18 protein-coding genes are annotated in these 22,616 nt (G+C 72.5%); 13 read left to right on the top strand and 5 right to left on the bottom strand.

Features of this window, described 5'->3' with window-relative positions:
• Positions 1-77: 77 nt before the first annotated feature.
• The 9 genes from rimP to ACZ3X1_RS10670 all read left to right on the top strand — a co-directional run bounded on the left by rimP (position 78) and on the right by ACZ3X1_RS10670 (position 9,580).
• Positions 78-590, top strand: coding sequence for a ribosome maturation factor RimP (gene rimP, locus ACZ3X1_RS10710; RefSeq protein WP_356814363.1), 513 nt, complete (start codon positions 78-80; stop codon positions 588-590).
• Positions 591-592: 2 nt separating this feature from the next.
• On the top strand, positions 593-1,603 hold the full coding sequence (gene nusA / locus ACZ3X1_RS10705; RefSeq protein WP_356814362.1) for a transcription termination factor NusA: 1,011 nt from the start codon (positions 593-595) through the stop codon (positions 1,601-1,603).
• Positions 1,604-1,750: 147 nt separating this feature from the next.
• Positions 1,751-2,038, top strand: coding sequence for a YlxR family protein (locus ACZ3X1_RS10700; protein ID WP_030823921.1), 288 nt, complete (start codon positions 1,751-1,753; stop codon positions 2,036-2,038).
• A gap of 149 nt (positions 2,039-2,187) precedes the next feature.
• Positions 2,188-5,295, top strand: a complete 3,108-nt coding sequence (infB, locus tag ACZ3X1_RS10695; RefSeq protein ID WP_356814361.1) for a translation initiation factor IF-2 — start codon at positions 2,188-2,190, stop codon at positions 5,293-5,295.
• A 185-nt stretch (positions 5,296-5,480) separates the two neighbouring features.
• Positions 5,481-5,774 carry a DUF503 domain-containing protein gene (locus ACZ3X1_RS10690; protein WP_356814360.1) on the top strand — a complete coding sequence of 98 codons (294 nt, stop codon included), beginning with the start codon at positions 5,481-5,483 and terminating at the stop codon, positions 5,772-5,774.
• A gap of 34 nt (positions 5,775-5,808) precedes the next feature.
• Entirely contained in the window at positions 5,809-6,261 is a 453-nt protein-coding gene (rbfA, locus tag ACZ3X1_RS10685) for a 30S ribosome-binding factor RbfA (protein ID WP_031148855.1), read from the top strand.
• A complete protein-coding gene (truB, locus tag ACZ3X1_RS10680) occupies positions 6,258-7,166 on the top strand; it encodes a tRNA pseudouridine(55) synthase TruB (RefSeq protein WP_356814358.1) in 909 nt (302 codons plus the stop codon). Before rbfA ends, truB begins: the two co-directional genes overlap by 4 nt.
• Positions 7,167-8,042: 876 nt before the next feature.
• Positions 8,043-8,486 carry a hypothetical protein gene (locus tag ACZ3X1_RS10675; protein WP_467278643.1) on the top strand — a complete coding sequence of 148 codons (444 nt, stop codon included), beginning with the start codon at positions 8,043-8,045 and terminating at the stop codon, positions 8,484-8,486.
• 137 nt (positions 8,487-8,623) lie between these two features.
• Positions 8,624-9,580 (top strand): bifunctional riboflavin kinase/FAD synthetase, encoded by a 957-nt coding sequence (locus ACZ3X1_RS10670; protein WP_356814356.1) that lies wholly within the window; start codon positions 8,624-8,626, stop codon positions 9,578-9,580.
• Between the two features lie 93 nt (positions 9,581-9,673).
• On the opposite strand, the gene ACZ3X1_RS10665 is transcribed toward ACZ3X1_RS10670, so the two are convergent.
• From ACZ3X1_RS10665 to eccE, 3 genes are all read right to left on the bottom strand, one after another.
• On the bottom strand, positions 9,674-12,085 hold the full coding sequence (locus ACZ3X1_RS10665; protein ID WP_467278641.1) for an SCO5717 family growth-regulating ATPase: 2,412 nt from the start codon (positions 12,083-12,085) through the stop codon (positions 9,674-9,676).
• Positions 12,086-12,208: 123 nt separating this feature from the next.
• Positions 12,209-12,907, bottom strand: a complete 699-nt coding sequence (locus ACZ3X1_RS10660) for a hypothetical protein (protein WP_467278638.1) — start codon at positions 12,905-12,907, stop codon at positions 12,209-12,211.
• On the bottom strand, positions 12,904-14,178 hold the full coding sequence (gene eccE / locus ACZ3X1_RS10655; protein WP_467278636.1) for a type VII secretion protein EccE: 1,275 nt from the start codon (positions 14,176-14,178) through the stop codon (positions 12,904-12,906). The genes ACZ3X1_RS10660 and eccE overlap by 4 nt, the downstream gene beginning before the upstream one ends.
• Before the next feature lie 258 nt (positions 14,179-14,436).
• Between eccE and eccB the strand changes: the two genes are divergently transcribed.
• The 4 genes from eccB (at position 14,437) to ACZ3X1_RS10635 (ending at position 18,200) form a co-directional block, all read left to right on the top strand.
• Positions 14,437-16,014 (top strand): type VII secretion protein EccB, encoded by a 1,578-nt coding sequence (eccB, locus tag ACZ3X1_RS10650; protein ID WP_467278632.1) that lies wholly within the window; start codon positions 14,437-14,439, stop codon positions 16,012-16,014.
• A gap of 11 nt (positions 16,015-16,025) precedes the next feature.
• A complete protein-coding gene (gene mycP / locus ACZ3X1_RS10645; RefSeq protein ID WP_467278629.1) occupies positions 16,026-17,282 on the top strand; it encodes a type VII secretion-associated serine protease mycosin in 1,257 nt (418 codons plus the stop codon).
• Between the two features lie 214 nt (positions 17,283-17,496).
• Positions 17,497-17,850: a WXG100 family type VII secretion target gene (locus ACZ3X1_RS10640; RefSeq protein ID WP_356814344.1), complete on the top strand. Its 354-nt coding sequence runs from the start codon at positions 17,497-17,499 to the stop codon at positions 17,848-17,850.
• 44 nt (positions 17,851-17,894) lie between these two features.
• Positions 17,895-18,200 (top strand): WXG100 family type VII secretion target, encoded by a 306-nt coding sequence (locus tag ACZ3X1_RS10635; RefSeq protein WP_356814342.1) that lies wholly within the window; start codon positions 17,895-17,897, stop codon positions 18,198-18,200.
• Between the two features lie 90 nt (positions 18,201-18,290).
• Here the strand turns inward: ACZ3X1_RS10635 and ACZ3X1_RS10630 are convergent, their stop codons facing one another.
• Together ACZ3X1_RS10630 and eccCa are read right to left on the bottom strand one after the other, a co-directional pair.
• The gene (locus ACZ3X1_RS10630) at positions 18,291-18,536 is read right to left on the bottom strand and encodes a DUF397 domain-containing protein (protein WP_030767305.1); all 246 of its coding nucleotides are present in this window, start codon (positions 18,534-18,536) and stop codon (positions 18,291-18,293) included.
• Between the two features lie 116 nt (positions 18,537-18,652).
• A complete protein-coding gene (gene eccCa / locus ACZ3X1_RS10625; protein WP_390076219.1) occupies positions 18,653-22,609 on the bottom strand; it encodes a type VII secretion protein EccCa in 3,957 nt (1,318 codons plus the stop codon).
• Positions 22,610-22,616 lie beyond the last annotated feature (7 nt).

The raw sequence follows: 22,616 nt of genomic DNA, 5'->3' as shown, positions 1-22,616 counted from the left end.
CCCCCTGACACCGGATACCCTTTGACCTGACACGCGACGGAAACCACAACAGCACACGCGGCCGAGGAGTCACCCGGATGAGCACGACCCAGAGCGACAGGCTGCGCGGACTGCTGGAGCCGCTCGTCGCCGCCAAGGGCCTGGACCTCGAAGAGATCGAGCTGTCGCGGGCGGGCAAGCGCCGGATGCTGCGGATCATCGTGGACTCCGACGAGGGTGTGGAGCTGGACGCGTGTGCCGAGCTGAGCCGTGAGGTCTCCGACAAGCTCGACGAATCCGATGTGATGGGCGAGGACGAGTACGTCCTCGAGGTGAGCTCCCCGGGCGCCGACCGCCCGCTGTCCGAGCACCGTCACTACGTACGGGCCATCGGCCGTCTCGTGAAGTTCCAGCTGTCCGCCGAGGACGGCAAGGGCGCCGAGGAACTGGTCGCCCGCATCCTCGACGTCGACGACGAGGGCATGGACCTCGAAGTACCGGGCGTGAAGGGCCGCAAGGCCACCGCCCGCCGCATTGCTTTCACCGACATCGCCAAGGCGCGTGTCGAGATCGAGTTCAACCGCAAGGACAAGAAGGAAGAGGAGGCGTAGCCGTGGACATCGACATGAGTGCCCTGCGGGGTCTGGTCCGGGAGAAGGAGATCTCCTTCGACCTGCTCGTCGAGGCGATCGAGTCGGCCCTCCTCATCGCGTACCACCGGACCGAGGGGAGCTTCCGCCGCGCCCGCGTCGTGCTGGACCGCACCAACGGTCACGTGGTCGTGTGGGCGACGGAAGACCCCAGGGATCTCGAAGAGGGCCAGGAGCCCAAGGAGTTCGACGACACGCCGTCGGACTTCGGCCGGATCGCCGCGACGACCGCCAAGCAGGTGATCCTCCAGCGTCTGCGCGACGCCGAGGACGACCTGACCTTCGGCGAGTTCGCCGGCCGTGAGGGCGACGTCATCACCGGCGTCGTGCAGCAGGGCAAGGACCCCAAGAACGTCCTCGTCGACATCGGCAAGCTGGAGGCCATCCTGCCGGTGCAGGAGCAGGTCCCCGGTGAGGACTACCCGCACGGTCTGCGCCTGAAGGCGTACGTCGTGCGCGTGGCGAAGGGTGTCCGCGGCCCGTCCGTGACCCTCTCGCGCACCCACCCGAACCTGGTGAAGAAGCTGTTCTCGCTGGAGGTCCCGGAGATCGCCGACGGCAGCGTCGAGATCTCGGCGATCGCACGTGAGGCTGGTCACCGCACCAAGATCGCCGTCCGGTCCACCCGTTCGGGTCTGAACCCCAAGGGCGCCTGCATCGGCCCGATGGGCAGCCGTGTGCGCAACGTGATGGCCGAACTGCACGGCGAGAAGATCGACATCGTCGACTGGTCGGACGACCCGGCGGAGATGGTCGCGAACGCGCTGTCACCCGCCCGGGTGAGCAAGGTCGACGTCGTCGACTGGGACTCCCGCTCCGCCCGGGTGACCGTGCCCGACTACCAGCTGTCCCTGGCCATCGGCAAGGAGGGCCAGAACGCCCGCCTCGCCGCGCGGCTCACCGGCTGGCGCATCGACATCCGTCCCGACACCGAGGCGTCCCCGGACGCGGACCGGGACCGGGACGGGGAATAAACCGGTACCGGCCGGGGCTACCCCGACGGTAGACAGGATCCACACGGCCGCTGCCGAGGGCAGCGGATCAAGACAACACAGCAGCCGTTCGATCTTTACTCCGGCACTCGTCGGGGGAGAGGTCGGTACGGGGAGGTAGACTTAGGCGTGTCTGGCCGGACGCAAGCCCGCGCATGCCCCGAACGCACCTGTGTGGGGTGTCGGGAGCGAGCGGCCAAGAGCGATCTGCTGCGGATCGTGGCGATCGAGGACGAATGCGTCCCCGATCCTCGCGGTACGCTGCCCGGCCGGGGTGCGTACGTGCACCCCGCCGTGGTCTGCCTCGACCAGGCGGTCCGCCGCCGGGCGTTCCCCCGGGCCCTCAGGTCCGCCGGAGCGCTCGACACGGCGAACCTGCGCAAAGCCGTGGCCGGGAAAGCCGGGACCACAGCGTAAAGAAGTAGTACGGCACGGATACCCCGTGCGGTCAGGTACCTCGCGAGTTGGAAGTAGGTCGAGATTGCGATGAGCACTCGATGAGTACGCGATGAGTACGCCCATGAAGTAGCGACGGTCCGGCGTAACCCGGACCTAAAAGGAGCGAAGTGGCTAAGGTCCGGGTATACGAACTCGCCAAGGAGTTCGGGGTGGAGAGCAAGGTCGTCATGGCCAAGCTCCAAGAACTCGGTGAATTCGTCCGTTCGGCGTCCTCGACGATCGAGGCGCCGGTTGTACGCAAGTTGACTGACGCACTGCAGGGGCCCGGCGGCAACGCCGGCAAGTCCGCTGCAAAGCCCGGCGCGCCCCGCAAGGCCGCGCCCGCCAAGCCCGCAGCGCCGTCCCCGGCCGCTGCGGCACGTCCTGCTGCCCCGAAGCCCGGCGCACCGGCCCCCAAGCCGGCCGCTGCCGAGGCCCCGGCCGCAGCACCCGTGACGCCGGCCGCCCCCGGTCCGCGTCCCGGCCCGAAGGCTCCGGCCGCCCCGAAGCCCGCTCCGGCGGCGCCTGTGGCGACCGAGTTCTCCGCGCCTCCGGCGGCTCCGGCCTCCCCGGCGCGCACCGAGCGTCCCGCCGCGGCTCCCGGCCCCCGTCCGGCGCAGCAGCGTCCGGCGGCCCAGGGTGGCCAGGCCGGCGCCCGTCCCGGCGCACCGCGTCCGGCCGGCGCCACTCCCGGTGCCCAGGCCCCGCGCCCCGGTGGCGCGGCCCCGCGTCCGCAGGGCGCCCGTCCGGCCGGTCCCCGTCCGGGCAACAACCCCTTCACCTCTGGTGGCTCCACCGGCATGGCGCGCCCGCAGGCGCCCCGTCCGGCCGGCGCCCCGCGTCCCGGTGCCCCCGGCGCCGGCGGCGGCCAGGGTGCTCCCCGTCCGCAGGGCGGCCCCGGCGGCGCTCCGCGTCCGCAGGGTCCCGGCGGCGCCCGTCCGACCCCGGGCGGCATGCCCCGTCCGCAGGGCGGCGCCCCGCGTCCCGGTGGTGCTCCCGGCGGTAACCGTCCCAACCCGGGCATGATGCCGCAGCGTCCCGCTGCCGGTGGTCCCGGTCCCCGTCCCGGCGGCGGCCCCGGTGGCCGTGGTCCCGGTGCGGGTGGTCCCCGTCCCGGTGGCGCCGGTCGTCCCGGCGGCGGCGGCTTCGCCGGCCGTCCGGCCGGTCCCGGCTCGCGTCCCGCGGGCGGCGGCGGCTTCGGCGGTCCCCGTCCGGGTGGCGGCGGCTTCGGCGGCGGCCCGGCCGGCGCCGGTGGCGGCGGTCGTCCCGGCTTCGGTGGCCGTCCCGGCGGTCCCGGTGCCCGTGGCGGTACGCAGGGTGCCTTCGGCCGTCCCGGCGGTCCGGCCCGTCGCGGCCGCAAGTCGAAGCGTCAGAGGCGCCAGGAGTACGAGGCCATGCAGGCCCCGTCCGTGGGCGGCGTGATGCTGCCCCGCGGCAACGGCGAGACCGTTCGCCTGTCGCGCGGTGCGTCCCTCACCGACTTCGCGGAGAAGATCAACGCCAACCCGGCGTCGCTGGTCGCGGTCATGATGAACCTCGGCGAGATGGTCACTGCCACGCAGTCCGTCTCCGACGAGACCCTCCAGCTCCTCGCCGGCGAGATGAACTACCAGGTTCAGATCGTCAGCCCGGAGGAGGAGGACCGCGAGCTCCTCGAGACCTTCGACATCGAGTTCGGCGAGGACGAGGGCGGCGAGGAGTACCTGCTGCCGCGTCCGCCGGTCGTGACCGTCATGGGTCACGTCGACCACGGTAAGACCCGACTGCTCGACGCCATCCGCAAGACGAACGTCGTCGCGGGCGAGGCCGGCGGCATCACGCAGCACATCGGTGCGTACCAGGTCTCCACCGAGGTCAACGACGAAGAGCGTCGCATCACCTTCATCGACACCCCCGGTCACGAGGCGTTCACCGCCATGCGTGCCCGTGGTGCCAAGTCGACCGACATCGCGATCCTCGTGGTCGCGGCCAACGACGGCGTCATGCCGCAGACGATCGAGGCGCTCAACCACGCCAAGGCCGCCGGCGTCCCGATCGTCGTCGCGGTCAACAAGATCGACGTCGAGGGTGCCGACCCGACCAAGGTCCGCGGTCAGCTGACCGAGTTCGGTCTGGTCGCCGAGGAGTACGGCGGCGACACGATGTTCGTCGACATCTCCGCGAAGCAGGGTCTGCACATCGACTCCCTGCTGGAGGCCGTCGTCCTCACCGCCGACGCCTCCCTCGACCTGCGCGCCAACCCGGAGCAGGACGCTCAGGGTATTGCGATCGAGTCCCACCTCGACCGCGGCCGCGGTGCCGTCGCCACCGTCCTGGTCCAGCGCGGTACCCTCCGCGTCGGCGACACGATGGTCGTGGGCGACGCCTACGGCCGAGTGCGCGCCATGCTCGACGACAAGGGCAACAACGTCGAGGAAGCGGGTCCCTCGACCCCCGTCCTGGTCCTGGGTCTCACCAACGTCCCCGGCGCCGGCGACAACTTCCTCGTCGTCGACGAGGACCGCACGGCCCGCCAGATCGCCGAGAAGCGTGCTGCGCGTGAGCGCAACGCCAACTTCGCCAAGCGCGTCCGTCGCGTGTCCCTCGAGGACCTCGACTCCGTGCTCAAGGCCGGTCTGGTCCAGGAACTCAACCTCATCATCAAGGGCGACGCGTCCGGTGCGGTCGAGGCTCTCGAGTCCTCGCTGCTCCAGCTCGACGTCGGTGAAGAGGTCGACATCCGGGTCCTGCACCGCGGTGTGGGTGCGGTCACCGAGTCCGACATCGCCCTGGCGATGGGCTCCGACGCCATCGTCATCGGCTACAACGTCCGTGCTGCCGGCCGCGCCGCGCAGATGGCGGACCGCGAGGGCGTCGACGTCCGCTACTACTCGGTGATCTACCAGGCCATCGAGGAGATCGAGGCGGCCCTGAAGGGTCTCCTCAAGCCGGAGTACGAAGAGGTCGAGCTCGGTACGGCGGAGGTCCGCGAGATCTTCCGCTCGTCCAAGCTGGGCAACATCGCCGGTGTCCTCATCCGGTCCGGCGAGGTCAAGCGCAACACCAAGGCGCGCCTGCTGCGCGATGGCAAGGTCATCGCGGAGAACCTCACCATCTCCGGTCTGCGCCGCTTCAAGGACGACGTCACCGAGATCCGCGAGGGCTTCGAGGGTGGTATCAACCTCGGCTCCTTCAACGACATCAAGATCGACGACGTCATCGCGACGTACGAGATGCGCGAGAAGCCCCGCGCGTAAGCGCGAGGCGGTTCGCACCGTGTCGTAACTCGTAACACCGGGGCCGGTCGGCGGAATATCCGTCGATCGGCCCCGGCCGTTGCGTGTACGGTTCTGGTGACCCGGCCGCGCGAGCGCCGGGTGATCCTGCCGGGCGACGGCCCGGCAGGCCACCGAACCCGCACCGGCGGGATATCCGGAACTGCATGTACGTGGGGACTCTGTCCTTCGACCTGCTCCTCGGCGACGTCCACTCGCTGAAGGAGAAACGCTCCGTCGTCCGGCCCATCGTCGCCGAGCTCCAGCGAAAGTTCTCCGTGAGCGCGGCAGAGGTGGGCGACCAGGATCTGCACCGCAGGACCCGCATAGGGGTCGCGCTGGTGAGTGGGGACCCGGGGTTCCTCTCGGACGTACTGGACCGCTGCGAGCGGCTGGTCGCGGCACGTCCGGAAGTGGAGCTGCTGTCCGTACGACGGCGCCTCCACGGTGATGAAGACTGATTGCTTGTCTGCAAGAAAAGAAGGAGACGGACCAGTGGCCGACAATGCGCGGGCGAAGAAGCTGGCGGACCTCATCCGGGAGGTGGTGGCGGAGAAGCTGCAGCGCGGTGTCAAGGACCCCCGCCTCGGTACGCACGTGACCATCACGGACACCCGGGTCACCGGCGACCTGCGGGAGGCCACGGTCTTCTACACGGTCTACGGCGACGACGAGGACCGCGCCAGCGCGGCAGCGGGCCTGGAGAGCGCCAAGGGCGTCCTGCGCTCCGCGGTCGGCCGGGCGGCGGGCACCAAGTTCACGCCCACCCTGACCTTCGTCGCGGACGCCCTCCCGGAGAACGCCAAGACCATCGAGGACCTCCTCGAGAAGGCGCGGACCTCCGACGCCCAGGTCCGCGAGGTCTCCTCCGGTGCCCAGTACGCCGGCGACGCCGACCCGTACAAGAAGCCCGGTGAGGACGACGACGAGGACGCAGCCGCGGAATGAGCACCAACGCAGGGAAGACTCCGGACGGCCTTGTCATCGTCGACAAGCCGTCCGGCTTCACTTCGCACGACGTGGTCGCCAAGATGCGCGGGATCGCCAAGACCCGCCGCGTCGGCCACGCCGGCACCCTCGACCCGATGGCGACGGGCGTGCTCGTCCTCGGAGTGGAGAAGGCCACCAAGCTCCTCGGCCACCTCGCGCTCACAGAGAAGGAGTACCTCGGCACGATCCGTCTGGGCCAGAACACCCTGACGGACGACGCCGAAGGCGAGATCACCTCGTCCACGGACGCCACCGGGGTCACCCGGGAAGCCGTGGACGCGGGCGTCGCCAAGCTGTCGGGCGAGATCATGCAGGTACCGTCCAAGGTCAGCGCCATCAAGATCAAGGGCGTGCGCTCCTACAAGCGCGCGCGGGACGGCGAGGACTTCGACATCCCGGCCCGGCCGGTGACCGTCTCGTCCTTCCAGGTGTACGACATGCGGGAGGCGGAGGCCGAGGACGGCACCAAGGTCGTCGACCTCGTCGTCTCCGTCGTCTGCTCCAGCGGTACCTACATCCGAGCCCTCGCCCGCGACCTGGGCGCCGACCTCGGCGTCGGCGGACACCTGACGGCGCTGCGCCGCACGCGGGTGGGCCCGTACAAGCTCGACCGCGCGCGGACCCTGGACCAGCTCCAGGAGGAGCTGACCGTCATGCCGATCGGCGAGGCGGCGGCCGCGGCCTTCCCTCGCTGGGACCTGGACGCCCGGAGGGCCTCGCTGCTCGCCAACGGCGTGCGGATCGACATGCCGGAGGAGTACGGGGACGGCCGCACGGTCGCGGTCTTCGGGCCGCAGGGCCAGCTGCTCGGGCTCGTCGAGAGCAAGAACGGGAAGGCGAAGTCCCTCGCGGTCTTCGTCTGACCGTTGACGTGGAGCGGTGAGCGCACCTGCCGTGCCGCTCACCGCTCCACGACCCCCCTCGGATAGGTCTCTATCCACCCGGACCCCGCTTTTCACCCGTCCGAGCAGGCGCTCGGAGTGAATGGAGGGAGCGTAAGGGGGCGCGTTCGCCGCGTGTGCTTCTCGGGAACTCGTCAGGATCTGCGATCCGGGCGGGGGCGCGGCAGCGGCTTCGTCGCGGACGACCACGCAACGGCCGTCACCAGTCACCGGTCACGAGGCCGTCGACGGCCTGGCCCGGGTGCTGCCGCACTGGCTCATCCGGCGCTGGCCCTCGTCCGCACGGACGGGCTCGGGGTGCGGCGCCGGTGGCGCAGCGCGAGGCGATCGAACCGGGGACCTACGTACGACTGCGCAGCCGCTGCTCTGCGCCTGGTTCGGCTCCGGCCGCCGGCTGGGCGGCCCGCCCCGGCGCCATCGCCGCGCCGGCCCTGCCGCACACCCACCGCCGCCTCGCTCCGGACGGCCTCACCGAGGCGCTCGTCAGCGCCGCGCACCCCCGAGCCGACGGGCTGCTCGCCGTACTCGCCGAGGAGGAGCCCTCCGCCCTGTGCCGTGCCGTGGACCGCCGGGCCCACGACGAACGGCCCGGGCGCCGGGTCGCGGCCGCCGCCTACGGTCTTGCCACCGCCCCGTACGTACGCACCGCCGCCGACCGGGAGCTGCTCGCCCGGCCCGCGGACGTCACCCTGCCCGCTACCTCCCCGACGCCCTCGCGTCCTTCGCCGATCCCGATTCCGATCGCGACTGCCCGCCGCGGCGCTGGTTGCGACCCTGCCCGTACTCCCGTACCAGGACGCGGGGTTCGCCGCCCTGCGGGCCCGCGCCGAGGGGGAGGTGCTCCGCGCCCTGGCCGCACCGACGACGCCGGAGCCGGCCCGGCGCGCGGCCGGGTTCGTACGCGAGCACCTCGCACGCGGCCCGGGGGACGCGCCGCACGGCGCCGCCTTCGTGGACCGGCGGCTGGAGCAGGGGCCGGCCGCGGTTGCCGTGCTGCGCCCGCTGGTGCTGGGCCTGCTGCGTACCGCGCCGGGCGGGGAGCCCTCCTACGCGCTGCGCGGTGATCCGGCCGAGGTGCTGCTGCGCGAGGAGACCGATCCGCTGGTGCCGGACGCGTTCCTCGGGGCGGTCGCGGCGGGGGCATCGACGCGCCCGGAGGGCCGTACGCGGGAGCCGCTGCGCCGCACCGGGCGGCAGCGGCCGCGGGCCCCCGGCGGCCCGGCGGTCTTCGAGCGGCGGACGGTGGAGACCCTCAGCAGGGCCGCCGCGGAACTGGCCTGAAGATCCGCGCTGGCGGCCCGGCGGGCCCCTCCGGCCCGGATGCCGATGCGTGGCACCGGCCCCCGGCATGGCAGTCTTAGACCTGCAATCGGCAATCAGTTCAAGGACCAAGCGGGTTCGGGCGAGGAGCGGTCACAGTGCAGCGCTGGCGTGGCTTGGAGGACATCCCCCAGGACTGGGGACGCAGCGTCGTCACCATCGGCTCCTACGACGGCGTGCACCGGGGACATCAGCTGATCATCGGACGGGCCGTGGCCACGGCACGCGAGCTCGGCGTTCCGTCCGTCGTCGTCACCTTCGACCCGCATCCGAGCGAGGTCGTCCGCCCCGGCAGCCACCCGCCGATCCTGGCTCCGTACGACCGGCGCGCCGAGCTGATGGCCGGGCTGGGCGTGGACGCGCTGCTAATCCTGCCGTTCACCGCCGAGTTCTCGCAGCTGTCCCCGGCCGACTTCATCGTGAAGGTGCTCGTCGACAAGCTGCACGCCCGGGCCGTCATCGAGGGCCCGAACTTCCGCTTCGGCCACCGGGCCGCGGGGAACGTCGACTTCCTGCGCGAGCTGGGCTCCACGTACGACTACCAGGTCGAGGTCGTGGACCTGGTGGAGCGCGGCACGGCGGGCGGCGGCGTGCCGTTCTCCTCGACGCTGGCGCGCCGGCTGGTCGCCGAGGGCGACATGGAGGGTGCCGCCGAGGTCCTGGGCCGCCCGCACCGCGTCGAGGGCGTGGTGGTGCGCGGAGCGCAGCGCGGGCGTGAGCTCGGCTACCCGACGGCGAACGTCGAGACGCCTCCGCACACGGCGATCCCGGCCGACGGGGTCTACGCGGGCTGGCTGACGGCGGACGGCGAGCGGATGCCCGCGGCCATCTCGGTGGGGACGAACGTGCAGTTCGACGCGACCGAGCGGACGGTGGAGGCGTACGCGATCGACCGGCTCGGGCTGGACCTGTACGGAAAGCACGTGGCCGTCGACTTCCTCGCGTACGTGCGCGGGATGGCGAAGTTCGAATCGCTGGACGGGCTGCTGGAGGCCATCGCGGACGACGTGAAGCGGGCGCGGGTGCTGACCGACACGTACGACGCCAAGCGCTGACGCGAGTACGGGCGAGGGCCCGTACCGCCCCGGATCCGGATCGGACCCGCGGGTGGTACGGGCCCTCGCCCGTTGTGCTCGGTGCGGCGGCCGTCAGCCGAGGCGCGGGTCGCGCGGCGGCTGCTGGGGCTGCTGCGGCGGGGCGGCCGGCGGCTGCTGCCAGGGCTGGCCCGGCTGGGGGTAGGGCTGCCCGTAGGGTCCCGGCTGCTGCGGAGGCTGCTGGTACGGGGGCGGGCCCTGCGGCTGACCGTACGCCTGGGGCTGGGGCTGGGGCTGGGGCTGGGGCTGCGGCTGCGGCTGGTGGTGCTGCGGCTGCGGCTGGTGGGGCTGGTGCGGCTGCTGCGGTGCTCCCCAGTGGTTCTGCGGGGCCTGCTGCTGGGCCCGCAGGAAGTCCTCGGCCACCAGGGCGGAGAGGTTGAAGTACGCCTCGCGGGTCTTGGGCCGCATCATGTCGAGGTCGACTTCGGCGCCGGCCGCGAGGTGCTCGTCGAAGGGCACGACGACCACACCGCGGCAGCGGGTCTCGAAGTGCTGCACGATGTCCTCGATCTTGATCATCTTGGCCGTTTCGCGCACCCCCGAGATGACGGTGAGGGAACGGGAGACCAGGTCCGCGTAGCCGTGGGCGGAGAGCCAGTCGAGGGTGGTACTGGCGCTGCTGGCGCCGTCCACGGACGGGGTCGAGATGATGATCAGCTGATCGGCGAGGTCCAGGACGCCGCGCATGGCGGAGTAGAGGAGACCGGTGCCCGAGTCGGTGAGGATGATCGGGTACTGGCGGCCCAGCGTCTCGATGACGCGGCGGTAGTCCTCGTCGTTGAAGGTCGTGGAGACCGCGGGGTCCACGTCGTTGGCGATGATCTCCAGGCCGGAGGGTGCCTGCGAGGTGAACCGGCGGATGTCCATGTACGAGTTCAGGTACGGGATCGCCTGGACCAGGTCCCGGATCGTCGCGCCGGTCTCGCGGCGGACGCGGCGGCCGAGGGTGCCGGCGTCCGGGTTCGCGTCGATGGCCAGGATCTTGTCCTGGCGCTCGGTGGCGAGGGTGGCGCCGAGGGCGGTCGTGGTCGTGGTCTTGCCGACGCCGCCCTTGAGGCTGATGACGGCGATGCGGTAGCAGGACATCACCGGGGTGCGGATCAGCTCCAGCTTGCGGCGGCGTTCGGCGTCGGCCGCCTTGCCGCCGAAGCGGAAGAGGCCGCCGCCCGCGCCGTTGTTGTTGCTCTTGGGCTTCTGCTTGTTGCGCAGCAGCCGGTCCGAGGACAGCTCGACGGCGGCGGTGTAGCCGAGCGGCGCGCCTGCGCCGGTGGGCGCGGCCGCGTACCGGGGGTCGTGCGGCTGCGGCTGCGGCTGCGGTTGGGGCTGGGGAGGCTGCTGCTGACCGGGGCCCGCGCCCCACTGCCCGCCGGCGCGCGGGTCGTACTGCGGATGCGGCTGCGGAGGCTGGGGCTGCTGCGGGGCGGGCGCGGGAGCCGGCGGCGGGAAGCCGTAGCCCTGGTTCGCGAACGCGGGCGGCAGCGGCGGAAGTTCACCGGGAGGCGCCCCGAACGGGCCCTCCGTCGAGGCCGGAGCCACCGGCTGCTCGGCGGCGGGCGGCACGGGGACCCCCTCGGCGGGGGTGGCCCGCGGGCCCGCCCAACCGGCGGAGGAGGCCTCGGCCTCGGCCGGGGGAGTGGCGTGGAGCGGCTCGGGAGCGGGCGGCAGGTCCGCGAACGGTGCGGGCACGGCGTCGGCCGGCTCGGGGGCGGCAGCCTCGGCGGCCGCCGTGAACGACGCGACCGGCGCCGGCGCATCGGGAGCCGGGGGTACGGCGTCGAACGGGGCGGGCTCGGGCGAGGCCGCCGCAGGGGCCGCGTCGGCAGGAGCGGACGCGGGAGCCGCAGCCGGGACCGCAGGGGCGTACGGCAGCTCGGGAGCCCCGACCGGCGCCGACGCCTCGGGCGCCGCAGGGGCGGGCTCGAACGGAGCCGGAGCCGGCGCCTGGACAGGAGCAGCAGCCGCGTACGGCAGCTCGGGCGCCGCGATCGGCTCGGGTGCTGCCTGCGGCGGCTCGTCGGTCGGAGCCGGGGCAGGGGCGACGGCCGCGTACGGCAGCTCGGGGGCCACGATCGGCTCGGCGGTCGGCGTCGGCGTCGGGGCCGGAGCCGCGTACGGCGGCTCGGGGGACGGAGCCGGGGCCGGGGCCGGGAGGGCCGTGTCGGGCGTGGCCGCGAGCGGGAACGGCGGGGCCGTGCCCGCACCGTCGGACGGGGTCCGCGGCGCCGGCGGAGCGATCCGCATCGTCGAGGGCGACTCCAGGTCCGACGGGCGGTGCGGCTCGAAGCCGCTCCCCTCCGGCAGCCCCGGCACCTGCGCGGCCGCGGCCGGCGGCGCACTCTGCGTGTACCAGGCCGGCGGTGTGTAGTCGATGGTGAACTCGCCCGTCATCTCGGGCTCCGCGTCGGACTGATCGTCCGTCGGGACGTCCCACGTCCCGCCGCGCCTCTCGTTCCGATCGCCGTTCACTGGTCCTCCTGGTATGTCGAACACTGCTCCGGCGCCCACCCACGCCGCGCCGACGTCCAGCCTAATCGGGGCGCGTCGCCCCTGTCCGCCGCGTCCCGTTCCACGGGGAGGGCGCGCGGCGCGTCAGTCGATGCGGCGCGCCGCGCCCAGCAGGCCGGTCTCCGCCTCGGTCCCCTGGGTCATCACGAACTGCCGGTCCCGCGGGGTGCACCACAAGGTCACCCCGTCGCCCAGGGTCGGCAGCGAGCCCACGGCCTGACGCGGCAGCCGCATCAGGCGGCCGATCTGCTCCGCCTCGTCCGGGGACACGCGCTGAACGCCCACCAGCGACGACTGCTGGAGCAACCGCGGCGCCGTGGGGCTCAGATACGGCAGCAGGGTCAGCACCGACTGCCACGGCCCGGCCACCACGCGACCGCGCGGCGGCCGCATGCCGCAGTCGCGGATCACCAGTACCGGGCTGCCCGCGGACGCGCCCTGCGGCGGTATCCGACCCACCTCGTGCAGGGTCACGCACTGCTGCCCGCCGCCCGCGGCCTGGGCCAGCCCGGACCACACCTGCCCGCGCCCGGTCTCCACCGCGACCCGCGCACCCGTGGCCGCCGCGCGCAGCGCAAGCACCTGCGCCGTCCACAGGCCGCCGATCAGCGTCACCTCGTACGGCGTCGGCCGGTTGATGCCGAGCACCGCCGAGCGGCCCTCGGCGTCCACGCCGATGACGACCCCGTCGTCCCCGACGGGCACCGCCAGCGCGTCCAGGTCCGCCGCGGGCACCACGTGCCGGTCCCGCCGCGGGCCGACCAGCCCGAATCCGCCCCTCATCGCGCACCTCCCAGCGGCAGCGAAGCCAGCAGCCCCGGAACCTGTTCGCGGTCGAGCCGGACCAGCCCGGTCTTGACGCCCCGCGCCGTCCTCTCCAACACCCGCCGTGCCGCGACCAGTTCCTCGTCGCTGCGGCCCGTCACCCGTACGTGTCCGGTCAGGGTCACGCCCTGCCGCTCCGCTGGGGCCATCGTCAGGCTGAAGTTGGTGGCGAGGGCGGGCAGGGAGGTCAGCAGGGCCACGAACTGCGGCAGCGCCGCCGCCCCGGCGCCGCCCAGCTGCGGCCAGCGGCCTATCCAGTACGTCGTGTGCCGGCGGTCGTCGCAGCGCCAGGTCCGCGAGGTCTCCTCGGTGCGCCGCCCGGTGCTGGCCGACCGGCCGGCCTGGGTGATCGCCATCGGGTTCGCGCACGAGGACGTGGCCAGCGCCGCCGTCAGCTCCTGCTCGGTGAGCACGGTGGCCTTGAACCCGGCGCCGGTCAGCCGGCTCGCCAGCTGGTCCGCGGCGCGCACCACGCACCGCTGCGCGCCCGCCAGCCCTCCGCCGCGGGCAGTGACCGCCTCGGGGCACAGCTCCGGGTCCAGCTTGAGCGCGATCCAGGTCAGCCGCACCGCGGGCGTGCCCGTACGGGCCTGCAGCGGGGCGTAGTTGCGCGCGGCCATCGACCGTTCCGGCAGGTGCGGCGCCGGCGCCGGCTGCGTGTGCTGCACCAGCTGCGCGGACTCCAGCCGGATGCCGTCCACTTCGAGGATGTCCCGTACGACGCCGAGCGGCAGCGGCCGCGCCGCCCGGTCGGGCCGCAGCGCGGTGGCGTCCGTGTCCACTTGGACCACCGCGGTCAGGAAGGTCCCGTCGCCGACCATTCCGACGGGGCGCCGGTCGCGGTCGCTGAAGGTCAGGGTGCGCAGGGCCGGATCGGCCTCGACCAGCGGCGCGAGCCCCGGTTCGGTGCCCGCGGGCACGGCGCCGGAGGCGGCCCGGCGGCGCCGTGCGCGCAACGACAGCGCGCTGCCGATCCACTCCGGCAGGGAGCGCTGGTGGCGGCGTACGACCGCGAGGACCACCAGGACGAGCGCGAGCACGCCGACGGGGACCAGGAGCAGCGGCTCGACCACCCACGCCACGAGCAGTCCGGCCGCCGCGACCTGGAGCAGTACGAGTTGTTGCAGTCGGAACGGACCGAAGCGGCCCGGGCTCGACTTCGGGTGCGGCGTCACCCCGCCGCGTGCGGGTGCGGGCGCGCCGGTCTGCGGCTCCGTCGCCGTGGCCATCACTCGCGCACTTCCCCTCTCCAGGGTCAGACCTCCTGAGTTCCGGCGCTGCGCGACACCCGTCGCGGGACCCCGGAATCTCCCCAATCCACCCCAACAAGCCCTGATTACCCCGGTGTGGAAGGCCCTGAGCGGCTGCCTCACCCTACCCGGCCCCTGCATACCGTCCGTCAAGAGGCATAGTAGGTGCCCGGTCCGACAATCGAGGCCCGGGGACCGTACTCACCGGCCGGGCCGTGCGGGGAGAAGCAGACGGTCATGGCATCACGACGTGATGAGCTCAACGCGTACACCTTTGCGAAGCGGCGGACGGTGGCCGCGTTCCTCCAGCCCTCCGCCACGGGTACCGAGGAGGGCGCGCCCCGCCCGCTGCGCGCGGTCCTCCCGGGGGTGGTCGTGGGAGCCCTCGTGCTCGCCGGGTTCGGTGCCTGGGGCATGTTCAAGCCCACCGCCCCCAAGGGCTGGGACGAGCCCGGTACGAAGGTCATCGTCGGCAAGGAGTCGACGACCCGCTACGTGGTCCTGACGACGAAGGTGGGCGGCAAGGACCAGACGCGCCTGCACCCGGTGCTGAACCTCGCCTCCGCCCGACTCCTCCTGGATCCGCAGAAGTTCAGGGTCGTACAGGTCGAGGACAAGGTCCTCGACGCGGGCAAGCCGCCGCGCGGCCCCATCATCGGCATCCCGTACGCCCCCGACCGGCTCCCCTCCAAGGCCGAGGCGGCCAAGGCCAAGCGCTGGGCGGTCTGCCAGCAGCCGGGCGGCAACGGCCGCGGCGTGCAGACCGCCACCTTCGTCCTCGCGGACCGCGAGGCGTCCGTGACGGACGACGCCCGCAGGCTCACCGACACCCAGGCGCTCTACGTGGAGAGCACCGGGCCGGGCAAGGAGCGCTATCTGGTCGACGCGACCGGCACCAAGTACAAGTTCCCCGAGGGCACCCCGGCCGCCGGAACGATGACCAACGCCCTGGTCGGCACCGGGGCCACTGCGCAGCAGGTCGGCCCGCAATGGCTCGGAACCCTCAACTCCGGCGACGACCTGTCCTTCCCGGCGATCCCCGGCAAGGCCGGCGCCAACGCCGACGTCAAGGGCCTGTCCACCGCCGACAACAAGGTCGGCATGGTGCTCAAGGCCCAGACCGGCTCCGGCACGCAGCACTACGTGGTCCTCCCCGGCAAGGTGGCGCCGGTCTCCGACTTCGTCGCCTGGCTGCTGATCTCGGCGCCCGCGACCGACGGCCTCAACATGCACGGCAAGGCCCGCGAGGTCGACCTCCAGTCGCTCGACCCGGACGCCACCCCGTTCGCCGGCGAGGTCAAGTGGCCGCAGAAGAAGACCGAGCGGATCAACCAGACGACTCCGCCCGCCGGCACCGGGGCGAGCGGCTCCCACAACCGCGACACCGTCTGCAACGTCCTGCGCTCGGTCGACGGCCAGGGCAACCAGACGCTGAGCACGTGGGCCGGCACCGGCTACCCGGTCGACATCACCGCCAGCGGCACGAGCGCGTACGTCACCCCGGGCTCCGGCCTGCTCTACACCCAGGTGCAGGGCAAGCAGACCACGGCCGGCGGTTCCCTGTTCCTGGTCACCGACACCGGCCTGCGGTACGCGGTCCAGGCCAACGGCGACAGCGACAGCGAGCAGTCCAAGATCGGCGCCCCCGACCAGTCCAAGACGGGTGGGGACGGCCGGCCCGAGGCCAGCCAGGCGCAGGTCAGGCTCGGCTACGGCGGCGTCGCCCCGGCCATGGTGCCCATCGCGTGGTCGGAGTTCCTCTCCAAGGGCCCCCGGCTGGACACCAACTCCGCCCGTCAGCCCCAGGGTTCGTGAGGAGGCCGCCGATGTCCCCCTACCGCGAACCCCGGCGCACGCTCCTGGCCGCCGCCTTCGCCCTCACGCTGACCGCCGTCGGCGCGGCCGGTACGGGCTCCGCTGCCGCCGCCGCGCCGCACGCCCCGTACGCCCTGCGCCTCGACGGGGCGGGGGAGTGCACCTTCCCCATGAAGAAGCAGATCGCGGACCGTCCCTGGGCCCTCCAGCGCCTCCTGCTCGACGAGCTGTGGGCCCAGACCAAGGGCAAGGACAAGAACGGCGCGAGCGTCCGGGTCGCCGTCATCGACACCGGTGTGGACCGGACGAACCCCCAGCTCAGCGGCGCCCTCGACGTCGGCGCGGGCAAGGACTTCGTCGACCCCAAGGGCGGCGACGGCACGACCGACACCGTCGGGCACGGCACCAAGGTCGCCGGGCTGATCGCGGCCCGGCCCCAGGAGGGCACCGGCTTCGTCGGCCTGGCCCCTGACGCCACCGTCATCCCCATCCGGCAGAACGACGGGCAGGGCAAGGGCAACGCCCTCACCCTGAGCCAGGCGATCGACCACGCGGTGGCCAAGGGCGCCCAGGTCATCAACATCTCGCAGGACACCGACGTCCAGCTGTCCGCGGACTCCGAGCTCGGCAAGTCCGTCCAGAAGGCCGTCGCCGCCAACATCGTGGTCGTGGCCTCGGCGGGCAACGACGGCATGAGCGGCCAGAAGCGCAAGACCTATCCGGCCGCCTTCCCCGGCGTCCTGGCCGTCGGCGCCTCCGACCGCAACAACGAGCGCGCCGTCTTCTCCCAGCCGGGCGACTTCATCGCAGTGGCGGCACCCGGCGTGGACATGGTCTCCACCGTCCCGGGCTTCGGCCAGTGCATCGACAACGGCACCAGCTTCTCCGCGCCCTACGTCGCCGGGCTCGCGGCCCTGCTGCGCGCCGAGCACAGGGACTGGTCCGCGCAGCAGATCGTCTGGCAGATCCAGAACACGGCCGAGCGCGCCGTCAACGGCCGTGACGACTACGTCGGTTGGGGCGTCGTCGACCCGGTCCGCGCCATCAGCCAGGACCAGGAGGCCCCCAGGGCCCCCGTGCCGGACCCGGGTCCGCCCCCGGCGACGGCACCGCAGGCCGCGCCCCTCGCGCTCACCGAGACGGCCCAGGAACGGCAGGAGCGCTACGGCACGTACGCTCTGGGCATCGGCGCCGTCCTGATCGCCGTCATCGCGGGAACGGCCACGGTCGTCCGTGATGCCCGGAGCCGCCGACGTCGTTTGCAGTGAACAGTCACAGTTCGTCCAAGGAAGCGGCCCACCGGTGTTGGGACTGCTTCACGAACTGACTAGAGTGACACCAGGCTTCACGAGTGTGATCGGGGGATCGCGTGAAGCGGAGGGGGACGGCCCGGAGCGCGTGGCACAACATCCGCGCCAGGTACGCCCGCCCCGCTGCGCAATCCGTCGGTTCTGCCGGCGAATTGAGAAGTGAGGAGCTTCGATGAGCACGAACACCTTCGGACTTGCGGACGATCCGGTCGTCAAGGCGAAGAACAGGATCCAGGAGACGGGAGCCGCCGTCTCCCGGCAGGCCCGCGAGCTTGCCGACATCATCGCCACCGTGAGCGCCGGCTGGACCGGTGTCGGCGCCTCGGGCTTCGTCAAGGCGCAGACGACGCTCAACGACAGCCACGACGAGATCCGCCGGCTGCTCGGCGTCCTGCACAACGCCGTGGCGCAGACGAAGAACCTCACCAACGCCCAGGACGACGAGGTGCTCGCCGCGTTCAACCAGGCCGTCCAGGCGACGTCGGCGCCGGCTCCCGGCCCCCGTTCCGCACTCGACGGCGTCTGATCGACGCCCCTTTCCACTTCGGCCGCAGCGAGAAGGAGAAGAACATGACGGCGAACGACGGGACCCGGGTCCGGTACGAGACCGTTCAGCAGATGGCGGACCGCATCCGGGTCGTCTCCGGGAACATCCTCAAGGACCTGGACCAGATGGAGCAGGCCGTGAAGGTCGTCACGGACACCTGGGACGGTGAGGCGCACCAGGAGTACGTCAACCTCCAGAAGAAGTACAAGGCCAAGGCCGACACCATGCACGCGGAGCTGGAGAAGGTCGCCAAGCTCATCGAGCGCGGCAAGGACGACTACCGCGCCACCGACAAGCGGGCCTCGACCCTCTTCACCGAGGCCTACTGAGCCCGGCGGGGACCCGGGTCCCCCGGGTCCCGAAACGCGGAAGGGGCGCACCCGTACCGGGCGCGCCCCTTCCGCGTCTCCTGCCGCCCCTCAGGGCTGGTGGCGGTCCAAGTCGAACTCACCGTCCCTGGCACCGAGTACGAAGGCCTCCCACTCGGCGGCCGTGTAGCGCAGCACCGTCTCCCGGTCCAGCGAGGACCGCATCGCCACCGCCCCGTCGGGGAGCCGCGCGATCTCCACCCGCTCCTCGTCCGGGCTGGTCCCCGGCGGCCCTTCCCACTCCACACCGCTGATGTCGAGCGCGTACAGCTCGTCCTTCTCCTGCTGGGTGCCCATGAGCGGCCTTTCCCTCGGTGGTGCGGTCTTCCCCGCCGATTATCGGGGCTGCGCCGCCAGGTGGGACGGTTTTCCGGCCGATGCCCGAGGCCAGGTCCGTGATCCCCGGCACCGGCTCACGCGCCGCCCGGCATCCGGCCGAGCTGGACCAGCGACGTGCCCCGCCGCCGCGTGACGAAGTAGCCCCGGCCCGGCGGCATCGGACGCGGCCGGACGGTGCCCACCAGATCGCCCTCCGCCGGATCCCCGGACAGCACGACACCCTGCGCGCCCAGCTCCTTGATCCGCTGCATGAACGACTCGTACATCGAGCGGGAGGCACCCGCCGAGCTGCGCGCGATGATGAAGCGGACGCCCGTGTCGCGGGCGAAGGGCAGGTACTCCACCAGCGGCGCCAGCGGATTGCCCTGGCTCGTCGCCACCAGGTCGAAGTCGTCGATGATGATGAACACGTCCGGGCCCGTCCACCAGCTGCGGTCGCGCAGCTGCTGCGGAGTGACGTCCGCGGGAGGCTGCCTGCGCGAGAACACCCCGCCCAGCGCCTCCATGTGCATCTGCAGGGAGCTCGCCATCGGCGCGTACTCCAGCAGGTGCTCCTCCGGCAGCGCCCCGAGCAGGGTCCGCCGGTAGTCGCCGACGACCAGACGCGCCTGGTCCGGCGTGTACCGCTCCGCGATCTGCTTGGCGATCAGCCGCAGCAGGTTCGTCTTGCCCGACTCGCTCTCGCCGAAGACCAGCAGGAAGGGGTCGCTCTCGAAGTCGACGAACACCGGCTCCAGATCGGTCTCGTCGATGCCGATCGCGATCCCGCGCTGGGGGAACTCCCCGCCCTTGGGCAGCTGGTCGGAGTGGAGCAGCCGCGGCAGCAGCCGCACGCCCGGAGCCGCGGGCCCCGACCAGTTCTGCCGGACCGCCTCCACGAAGGACGCCGTGGCCTCCGACAGGTCATCGGCCTCGTGCGAGCCGTCGATCCGCGGCAGCGCGCCCAGGAAGTGCAGCTTCTCCGCGACCTGGCCGCGGCCCGGCATCCCCGTGGGGACGTTCGCCGCGACCTTCCGGTCGAATTCCGAGTCCATGGTGTCGCCCAGCCGCAGCTCCAGCCGGCTGAGCATCTGGTCCTTCAGCGCCGCCCGGACCTCCATGTACCGGCCCGCGGTGATCACCACGTGGATGCCGTAGCCCAGACCCCGCGCGGCGATGTCCGTGACGACCTGCTCCAGGACCTCGTACTCACCGCGGAAGTTGCCCCAGCCGTCGACGACGAGGAACACGTCGCCCCACGGCTCGTGCGGCAGGTCGCCCGCCGCCCGCCGGCGCCGGTAGGTACCGATCGAGTCGATGTTGTTCGCGCGGAAGAACTCCTCGCGGCGGTTGAGGATCCCGCCGACCTCCGCGACCGTGCGCCGCACCCGCTCCGGGTCCAGACGCGAGGCGATACCGCCCACGTGCGGCAGGTCCGAGACCGCCGACAGGCTGCCACCGCCGAAGTCCAGCCCGTAGAACTGCACTTCGCGCGGGGTGTGCGTGAGCGCGAAGGAGGAGATCAGCGTCCGCATCAGCGTCGACTTGCCCGACTGCGGACCGCCCACCACCATCATGTGGCCCGCCGCGCCCGAGAAGTCGCGGTACAGCACCTCGCGCCGCTGCTCGAACGGCTTGTCGATGAGACCGAGCGGCACGACCAGCCCGCCCGGACGCGTGTAGCCGTCCGCGTGCAGCCCGCGCTCGGCGCTCGGCGCCAGCGCCGGAAGCAGCTGGTCCAGCGGCGGGGCCTGGTCGAGCGGCGGCAGCCACACCTGGTGCGCCGGCACGCCCTGGCCCTCCAGCCGGCTCACGATCACGTCCAGCACGGTGTCCGCGAGCGCGTCGTCCTCCCGCGACGAGCGCGCGGCCAGGTACGCCGGGTCCGGGGCCGCGTACACCACCGGCACCGGCGCCGCCGTGAACAGCGCGGGACGCCGCTCCACCGGGAACTGCCCCACCGAGAGGTCCGGCCCGCCCGAACGGTAGGTGCCCGACACGTACGCCGCCTTGAAGCGCACCATCTCGTCCGTACCGAACTTCAGGTAGCCCGAACCGGGCACCGACGGCAGGTGGTAGGCGTCCGGCACACCGATCGCCGTCCGCGACTCCGCCGCCGAGAAGGTCCGCAGACCGATCCGGTAGGACAGGTACGTGTCCAGCCCGCGCAGCTTGCCCTCCTCCAGCCGCTGCGAGGCCAGCAGCAGGTGCACGCCCAGCGAACGGCCGATGCGGCCGATCTGGATGAACATGTCGATGAAGTCGGGCTTCGCCGTCAGCAGCTCGCTGAACTCGTCGATCACCAGCACCAGCGACGCCAGCGGCTCCAGCGGGGCGCCGGCCGCACGGGCCTTCTCGTAGTCGTGGATGTTCGCGTAGTTGCCCGCCGAACGCAGCAGCTCCTGGCGGCGCTGCAGCTCGCCGCGGATGGAGTCGCCCATGCGGTCCACGAGCGTGAGGTCGTCCGCGAGGTTGGTGATGACGGCCGCGACGTGCGGCATCTGGCCCATGCCCGTGAAGGTCGCACCGCCCTTGAAGTCGGCGAGCACGAAGTTCAGCGTCTCCGAGGTGTGCGTGACCGCCAGACCCAGCACCAGTGTGCGCAGCAGCTCCGACTTGCCGGAACCGGTCGCACCCACGCACAGGCCGTGCGGGCCCATGCCCTCCTGCGCGGCCTCCTTGAGGTCCAGCATGACCGGCGCCCCGTCCTCGCCGACGCCGATCGGCACGCGCAGCCGCTCACCGGCGGACCGCGGCCGCCAGGTACGCGCCACGTCGACCGCAGCCGCGTCGCCCAGGTTCAGCAGGTCCGTGAAGTCCAGGTTCGCCAGCAGCGGCTCGTCGTCGTCCCCGCCGCCCGTGCGCAGCGGCGCCAGCTGCCGGGCGAGGGCCTCCGCCGCGGGCAGCGACAGGGTGTCCGGCACACCCTCGTACGCGACCCCGCCGCCCGACTCCAGCCGCAGCCGGCCCGGCCGCACCACGACCGACAGACCGCCGCGCGGCTCGTCCAGCTCGCCCGCGACCACCTCGATGATGGTGACGCCCTGCAGGCCCTCGGCCGCCGCGAACACCGAGTCCGGGGGCACCATGCCGCCGTCCAGCACGACCACCAGGTGCGGCTGGTCCAGCACCGGCGACACGTCGCGGCTGAACCGCGGACGCCCCTCCAGCCGGGACGCCAGCATCCCCTCCAGCTCGGCGAGGTCGTCGCCGAACAGCCGCTTCGTACCGGCCCCGTCGACCTGCCCCGGCAGCTGCGTGTGCGGCAGCCACTTCGTCCAGTCCCACGAGGGCACCGCACCCGGTGAGGCCACCACCGCGACCATCAGGTCCTCGGGGGAGTGCAGCGTCGCCAGCTGCGCGACCAGCGCCCGCGCCGCGCCGCGGGCCGACTCCGGCTCCCCGGAAACCGCCACGTGGTAGAAGGCCCGCATCGAGACCGCCATCGGCAGCCCGTCCAGCGAGGAGTGCACCTTCAGGAAGCGCTGCATCGCACCCGCCGTCAGCGGCTCCAGCTCGTCCACCGGCGCCGTCTCCGGCGCCACCAGCGGGGTCGACAGCCGCTGCGCGCCCAGCCCCAGCCGGGCCTGACCGAAGTCCGGGTCGCCGACCCGCCGCTCCCACAGCCGCGAACCGTCCGCCACCACCGACCACAACTGCTCGGGGGACGGGTGTAGATACAGCTGTGCGTCACGCTGCGCCCGCGCCGTCCGCCGCACCTGACGGCGCGTCTGGGCGAGGTATTTGAGGTAGTCCCGGCGCACGTCGGCCATTTGCCCCTGCGTACCGCGCCGGAAGCGCACCAGCTGCGCCACGACCATGCCCACCGTCGACGCCAGCATCAGCACACCCATGATGCGCATGAAAGGGGCCGCGCCCGGCATGAAGAAGAAGACGACGGAAGAGCCCATGCCGAGCATCGGCAGGAGCTGCATCAGCATGCCCTCCTGCTGCCCGCGCGGCAGTTCGGGAGGAGCTTCCAGCCTCAGCTCCTCCGAGGGAACCTCGGGCGGCAGGGACCGCGGCGGGCGTTTGACGACGATCTGGCTCACCGGAGCA

This window comes from Streptomyces sp. NPDC023541, assembly GCF_055559995.1.
This window is presented reverse-complemented; position numbering and strand designations above follow the sequence as displayed.

Coding starts and splice junctions, on each gene's coding strand:
- ACZ3X1_RS10630 (WP_030767305.1), bottom strand. CDS start 18,536: ATGGGCACCCAGCAGGAGAAGGACGAGCTGTACGCGCTCGACATCAGC.
- ACZ3X1_RS10690 (WP_356814360.1), top strand. CDS start 5,481: ATGTACGTGGGGACTCTGTCCTTCGACCTGCTCCTCGGCGACGTCCAC.
- mycP (WP_467278629.1), top strand. CDS start 16,026: ATGTCCCCCTACCGCGAACCCCGGCGCACGCTCCTGGCCGCCGCCTTC.
- ACZ3X1_RS10660 (WP_467278638.1), bottom strand. CDS start 12,907: ATGAGGGGCGGATTCGGGCTGGTCGGCCCGCGGCGGGACCGGCACGTG.
- rimP (WP_356814363.1), top strand. CDS start 78: ATGAGCACGACCCAGAGCGACAGGCTGCGCGGACTGCTGGAGCCGCTC.
- eccB (WP_467278632.1), top strand. CDS start 14,437: ATGGCATCACGACGTGATGAGCTCAACGCGTACACCTTTGCGAAGCGG.
- eccE (WP_467278636.1), bottom strand. CDS start 14,178: ATGGCCACGGCGACGGAGCCGCAGACCGGCGCGCCCGCACCCGCACGC.
- ACZ3X1_RS10640 (WP_356814344.1), top strand. CDS start 17,497: ATGAGCACGAACACCTTCGGACTTGCGGACGATCCGGTCGTCAAGGCG.
- truB (WP_356814358.1), top strand. CDS start 6,258: ATGAGCACCAACGCAGGGAAGACTCCGGACGGCCTTGTCATCGTCGAC.
- ACZ3X1_RS10635 (WP_356814342.1), top strand. CDS start 17,895: ATGACGGCGAACGACGGGACCCGGGTCCGGTACGAGACCGTTCAGCAG.